The sequence below is a fragment of the Vreelandella arctica genome (genome assembly GCF_037070215.1).
In the GTDB taxonomy this organism is placed as follows: Bacteria; Pseudomonadota; Gammaproteobacteria; order Pseudomonadales; family Halomonadaceae; genus Vreelandella; species Vreelandella arctica.
Genome location: NZ_JBANSN010000068.1, coordinates 1 through 5,375 on the forward strand (window position 1 = coordinate 1; position 5,375 = coordinate 5,375).

General features: G+C 50.2%; 9 protein-coding genes. 8 read left to right on the plus strand and 1 reads right to left on the minus strand.

What is annotated here, in order from left to right:
- A partial coding sequence (locus tag V8L70_RS22435) for a sulfite exporter TauE/SafE family protein (RefSeq protein ID WP_336270668.1) occupies positions 1 to 319 on the plus strand: 319 nt, incomplete at its 5' end.
- On the opposite strand, the gene V8L70_RS22440 is transcribed toward V8L70_RS22435, so the two are convergent.
- Positions 316 to 741: a MerR family transcriptional regulator gene (locus tag V8L70_RS22440; RefSeq protein WP_240718921.1), complete on the minus strand. Its 426-nt coding sequence runs from the start codon at positions 739 to 741 to the stop codon at positions 316 to 318. The genes V8L70_RS22435 and V8L70_RS22440 overlap by 4 nt on opposite strands.
- A 246-nt stretch (positions 742 to 987) precedes the next feature.
- On the opposite strand from V8L70_RS22440, the gene V8L70_RS22445 reads away from it, so the two are divergent.
- From V8L70_RS22445 to V8L70_RS22475, 7 genes are all read left to right on the plus strand, one after another.
- Entirely contained in the window at positions 988 to 1,224 is a 237-nt protein-coding gene (locus V8L70_RS22445; protein WP_062363006.1) for a hypothetical protein, read from the plus strand.
- Positions 1,225 to 1,323: 99 nt separating this feature from the next.
- A complete protein-coding gene (locus V8L70_RS22450) occupies positions 1,324 to 1,764 on the plus strand; it encodes a DUF411 domain-containing protein (protein WP_101146721.1) in 441 nt (146 codons plus the stop codon).
- A 59-nt stretch (positions 1,765 to 1,823) separates the two neighbouring features.
- Positions 1,824 to 2,327, plus strand: coding sequence for a TlpA family protein disulfide reductase (locus V8L70_RS22455; RefSeq protein ID WP_336270672.1), 504 nt, complete (start codon positions 1,824 to 1,826; stop codon positions 2,325 to 2,327).
- Between the two features lie 12 nt (positions 2,328 to 2,339).
- Positions 2,340 to 2,723, plus strand: coding sequence for a hypothetical protein (locus tag V8L70_RS22460; protein ID WP_101146723.1), 384 nt, complete (start codon positions 2,340 to 2,342; stop codon positions 2,721 to 2,723).
- 16 nt (positions 2,724 to 2,739) lie between these two features.
- Positions 2,740 to 3,483: a cytochrome c biogenesis CcdA family protein gene (locus V8L70_RS22465; RefSeq protein ID WP_101146724.1), complete on the plus strand. Its 744-nt coding sequence runs from the start codon at positions 2,740 to 2,742 to the stop codon at positions 3,481 to 3,483.
- A 23-nt stretch (positions 3,484 to 3,506) separates the two neighbouring features.
- A complete protein-coding gene (locus V8L70_RS22470; RefSeq protein ID WP_008958473.1) occupies positions 3,507 to 4,373 on the plus strand; it encodes a WD40/YVTN/BNR-like repeat-containing protein in 867 nt (288 codons plus the stop codon).
- Positions 4,366 to 4,836 carry a c-type cytochrome gene (locus V8L70_RS22475; protein WP_008958472.1) on the plus strand — a complete coding sequence of 157 codons (471 nt, stop codon included), beginning with the start codon at positions 4,366 to 4,368 and terminating at the stop codon, positions 4,834 to 4,836. The genes V8L70_RS22470 and V8L70_RS22475 overlap by 8 nt, the downstream gene beginning before the upstream one ends.
- Positions 4,837 to 5,375: the final 539 nt, after the last annotated feature.

Genomic DNA, 5,375 nt, shown 5'->3' on the forward strand with positions numbered 1-5,375 from the left:
ACCCCAAGCATTCGCACTTGGCTCGCTATGGGGCTGGATGCCCTGTGGGCTAATCTATTCGATGCTGGCCTGGAGTCTTGCTGTAGCCGAGCCATTGCGTGCCGCCGCGATGATGGGGGCCTTTGGGCTCGGCACCTTGCCTGCCGTCCTAGCGACCGGAGTGGCAGCGCGCCGTGTCTCAATATGGATACGTAGCCCCGCGACTCGTACGCTGGCAGCACTGCTGATTATTACGTTTGCTGTCTGGCAACTCTGGCATCTGCAGTCCATGATAGGGATGGAGGATACGCACAGTGCCATGACTTCGCCGCATCACTAATGATCACTTCGCGAATCATTAGCCTCGAAAACTAATTTACCTGTCCCAAGCGATTCGATGAGCTCCTTCAGGCTGAAACTTTCAGTCATCTTGTCTTGATTCATATTATCTATCCAGCGCGCTATCACCTGGAACTCTTGAGCCCGCAAGTAAAGACGTCCCCTTTGAGTGGCGAGTGGTACTGGTTCAATAAACTCTGCAGTGCCTTGATCCGCCCAAGATAATATTTGCTTGATCTCTGGAAGACTAACACCCAGCGAACGCAGGCAATCGATAAAACGTAGGCGCCCCAAGGACTCTGCATCGTAGAGTTGATAACCGTTGCGCGGGTCGCGGTGCGGTTGCAATAACCCTTCCCTTGTATAGTGGCGTACCGTTTCTGCCGTTACCCCTCCCGTCTGAGCCAGCTCTGAGACTCGCATTGGCTTATCCTCATTCGTTTATTCGTAGCCAGCTTACAACCGTTAGGCTGCCCAAAGGTCAAGTCTTCAGCTGAGCGCTCATGACAAACATTTAGGTTGTATAACGAAATTTAAAATGAGGCCTTGACCTTAAAGTCTGCTTTAAGGATATCTTAAAAAAGCACTCCTGCCACAGGATAAAAAACCGTAATCAAGTCCTACCACTAGCGCGTTTGGCAGAGTGACTCACATACAGAGGAGAGTGTCATGCGTAAACGTAATACTGCGATCCTGTTTACTGCCATTGTTGCTGCCAGCAGCTTCGGAGCTAGCTCGCTTTTTGCCCAAGAAGAGAATCAACAGAAGCCGATGGAGGGCAACGCCATGCATAGCAATATGATGCAAGCAGGGGGTATGCACGACATGATGGGCGATATGAAGTCCATGATGGAAAAATGTAACGCCATGATGGAAAACATGCAGCATGAGAACGACGACGCTTAAAGCGGCTCGGATAGGTTGCTTGTACGCAAGCAACCTTTTCATCATGCGGGTAGCGTCGCTTGGACCTTCCTATCTGATATCTAACCGGACACACAACATATGAAACATTGGAAAGCGCTTGCCGTTACGTCTTTGCTGGCTTTTCCCATATCGGGATTGGCGGCTGATATATCAGCGACTCTCTACAAAAATCCCAATTGCGGATGTTGTGCCGAATATGCCAAGTATTTGGAACAAAACGGCTTCGACGTGGAGACGATCGACACCCATGATCTCGTTAAAATGAAAGCCGAGTATAACATCCCTGAAGAACTGCATGGCTGCCATACCACGGTCGTAGGAGACTATCTCTTCGAAGGGCATGTGCCTGTTGAGAGCGTGACCCAAGTGCTTGATGAAAAGCCCTCTATCATAGGGCTGAGTGTGCCGGGAATGCCGCTTGGCTCACCGGGCATGTCGGGAGAAAAGCGTGGCCCGTTGGAAGTCTATGCCATCGCCTCGCAATCGACTGAGAGCCCCGACATTTACGCGACTCACTAAAGGATAGTGCGGCGATGAAACACCCCATCCTGACAGGACATTTCGTAGCTGTATTTCTGATGACTGCCACATCCCTTGCCATGGCCGCCCCGTCAGAAAGTTCAGGGCCACAGGGGTTTCTTCTCTGGGCTACCCCCAACGATGTGGCACAAATCAGCTTCGAGGATAGCGACGGTACCCCTTTCACGTTGGCTGACTTTGAAGGAAAGCTGATTCTACTCAACATCTGGGCAACATGGTGCGGGCCTTGCCGAGAGGAAATGCCCACTTTAGATGCCCTACAAGATGAGCTTGGCAGCGATGATTTTGAGGTGGTCGCCTTATCGATCGACCGTAAGGGGGTCGAGATTGTTAATGAATTCTATCAAGAGATAGGCATTGAACATCTGGCTCCCTATATAGATAAAACCGGAATGGCTAGCGCAGATCTTGGGGCCGTAGGTATTCCCACGACGCTTCTACTTGACCGCCAAGGCAAAGAAATTGGGCGCCTCGTGGGGGAAGCCGAGTGGAATACTCAAGACATGATCGACTTTCTTGCCGAAATGATTGCAACCAGATAATGAGGTAGCACCATGAGTTGTTGTGACGACAAAACCCAACAGGGCAAACAAAAATCGGGGCTAAATGGCTTTTTGACAGGGTCACGCGGCCTGATGTTGCTGGGTAGCGTGGCAGTGGCTGGCGGCCTTGCTTTTGGCTGGGATAATCTGGTTTTGCTAGGCATTGCGCCTATTCTATTGAGCCTATTGCCATGTCTCATTATGTGCGGATTAGGCCTATGCATGATGAAGTGCAAAGACAAAAAAGGTGAAGCGACCGAGCAAAGCGACGCTACCAATGTTCAGGCTCGGGTAGAAGACGCTTCAGAAGTGAATGCCGGAACAGCGCCTACCACTCGCCAACTAGTCGATCAAAGCGAGTCAATCAAGCAGTCCTCATCTAAATTCCAAGCCTAGCCATGGGTAAAGGGTAATGCTTGAAGTAGCCAATATAGGACTGGTCACTGCCTTTCTGGCAGGCCTGATCTCGTTCATTTCGCCCTGTGTTTTGCCACTTGTGCCTGGCTATCTTTCTTTCATGACCGGCCGCTCGCTCGGACAATTACAGGAAGCGGATAGACGAGAACGTCTGAGGGTGTTAACCCAGTCGGTATGGTTCGTGCTCGGTTTTTCAACCGTTTTTTTGTTGCTGGGAGCCAGCTCCACTGCCATTGGTCGTCTGCTGCTGGTGTATCGCCAAGAAGCAAACCTAGTCGGTGGCCTTATCGTCATCCTGTTTGGCGCCTTCATGACCGGGCTCATGCCATGGCGCTGGTTTCATCAAGAATGGCGGTTTATGGGTCGACTGAAGGACGTCGGTGGAACCCGCAGTGCAGCTTACTTACTTGGTTTAGCGTTTGCATTTGGCTGGACCCCCTGCATTGGCCCAATTCTGGGTGCCATTCTTACCGTCAGCGCCTCCACGGCCAACGCCTGGAGCGGGATGGCGTTGCTCGGCGTTTATTCTTTGGGTCTGGGCGTGCCCTTCATGCTGAGTGCCCTTTCACTTGATCGCTTCATAAAGCACCAGAAATTCCTGCGTCGCTGGGGGCATTTCATACATATAGCGGCTGGGTTGATCATGATTCTGATGGGTAGCTTAATGATCACAGGCAAACTATCCGAGCTGTCATATTGGTTATTGCGTACTTTCCCTGCCCTAGGTGTTATCGGCTAATCGTTATTTAAGGAAATATTGAAATGCACATGATCGTGAGTCGTTTTTTACGTGTCTTCTTACTGACAGGCTTGGCCGCAGTCAGCTTTGGCAGCGCCATTACGGCCTTGGCAACTGAAGAAGGGTTGCTTGCACTGCAATATGACGTAACAGGCAAACGACTGTTTAAAATTGAGGCTAACCAACTATTCCAGCGTGCCGATGAAGGCATGACCTGGAATGCGATTCCCTTGCCCGAAGACGTGAATGAAGGCCAGTTGCGCGCGGTATCGGTCCCCTCCACTGATCCGCAAGCGCTCTATATCGCAGGCCCCTCAATCGGGGTGCAGCGTAGCACCGACAATGGAGAAACCTGGCAAGAGCTTAGCGCTAACCTACCTAGCCGAGAGGTTACTGCGCTAGCTGTACATCGCCGTCAGAACGAAACACTTTATGCGGTAATTGAAGAAGACGGCATCTACCAAAGCGAGGATGCTGGCACCACCTGGAAAAAAATGGACAGTGGTCCTTCACAAAAGATTAACCGACTCGTCCACTCTGACATGGAAGGCAGCATGCAGACCGGCTGGCTCTACGGGGTATCGGACGATGCGGTGCGTCTATCGATGGACTGCTTTTGCGGTTGGAGACCGACCGGAGCACTTGATGCTGGCAGCGTCTATGATGTGGCTTATAGCCTTGGCAACCCAAAGCGAGTCTATGTGGTTACACAGCAAGGACTATGGCGTAGTGAAACGGGTGGTCAAGAGTGGCAACAAGTAGCTGGTGACGGCACAGAGCTCGTTGCACTCACACTCTCCGCCAAAGACACTCTCTATGGTTTAAACCAGAAAGGGGAACTTCTACACAGTGAAGACGAAGGCCAATCCTGGACTTATCCCGATGCGTAAGCACTGTTTTTTCACTGCCTCATGGCTGACGCTAATGGTTGTGGGGCACGCCATGGCTGAGGACCGTCCTTTTTCAAGCGATACTCCTCAGCTGGAAGACGGAAAAAGAGTTTACCGACAATACTGTGCTAGTTGCCACGGTACACAAGGCGAAGGCATGCCCAACTGGGAAGAGCAAAATGCTCTAGGCGAGTTACCTGCTCCACCACATGGGCCAGAGGGCCATACCTGGAAACACTCTGATGCCATGCTCTACCGAATTATTGCCGAGGGTTGGCGCGACCCCTGGAATAAAACCGATAGGCTAACGATGCCAGCGTATCAGGAAGTTTTGGCTCCCAGCGAGATACGAGATGTGGTGAATTATCTCAAGACATTATGGACACAAGAGCAAAGGCGTCACCAAGCAGACGAAAGTATTGAGAACCCCTTTCCAATACAAACTGGAATACCCCCAGAGTAAATAATAGTGTCTATGCCCTATAACAAATTTTCTTAGTCACCTTATGGGTCACCACACTGTTAGCTACCGTCTCAACCGCCCACTTGTGTTATTAAGTAGAAAACAACCTCTTGGTCCTTTTAACTCCGACAAACCTGCTCCCGGCGAATGCTAGCCCTTACTTAGAAAACCAACTTCGCATTGTCAGCGAATAAATATACACTTTAGCGAATCTCAAATGTTTATGTTGAGACATGGAAGTTAACAAATTTCATATAAAATAAACTTATTACCTAACGACTGAGGCGCCTTCAGGCTTAGTAAGATCGACTGGCTCACTTCACAATAAAGTTTTCGTCGCGCCACATATTTGATCTGAAGGCTGTGGAAGGGAGTTAGATTATTATGTTAGGTAAGCAATATAGTGTTAATAAACAACGGGTAAGCGGATTAAATGGTTGATCTTACCTTTGCATGAGAGTGAGACAGACCGGCATCTCATCGGATTATCTGGTTGATGCTTCACCTACTGCTGGTGCATGTTTCCTTCGCTAATTCCA

Bases quoted from the DNA above. Each gene is read 5' to 3' on its own strand.
- V8L70_RS22455 (WP_336270672.1), top strand. From the start codon at position 1,824: ATGACTGCCACATCCCTTGCCATGGCCGCCCCGTCAGAAAGTTCAGGG.
- V8L70_RS22475 (WP_008958472.1), top strand. From the start codon at position 4,366: ATGCGTAAGCACTGTTTTTTCACTGCCTCATGGCTGACGCTAATGGTT.
- V8L70_RS22450 (WP_101146721.1), top strand. From the start codon at position 1,324: ATGAAACATTGGAAAGCGCTTGCCGTTACGTCTTTGCTGGCTTTTCCC.
- V8L70_RS22460 (WP_101146723.1), top strand. From the start codon at position 2,340: ATGAGTTGTTGTGACGACAAAACCCAACAGGGCAAACAAAAATCGGGG.
- V8L70_RS22440 (WP_240718921.1), bottom strand. From the start codon at position 741: ATGCGAGTCTCAGAGCTGGCTCAGACGGGAGGGGTAACGGCAGAAACG.
- V8L70_RS22445 (WP_062363006.1), top strand. From the start codon at position 988: ATGCGTAAACGTAATACTGCGATCCTGTTTACTGCCATTGTTGCTGCC.
- V8L70_RS22470 (WP_008958473.1), top strand. From the start codon at position 3,507: ATGCACATGATCGTGAGTCGTTTTTTACGTGTCTTCTTACTGACAGGC.
- V8L70_RS22465 (WP_101146724.1), top strand. From the start codon at position 2,740: ATGCTTGAAGTAGCCAATATAGGACTGGTCACTGCCTTTCTGGCAGGC.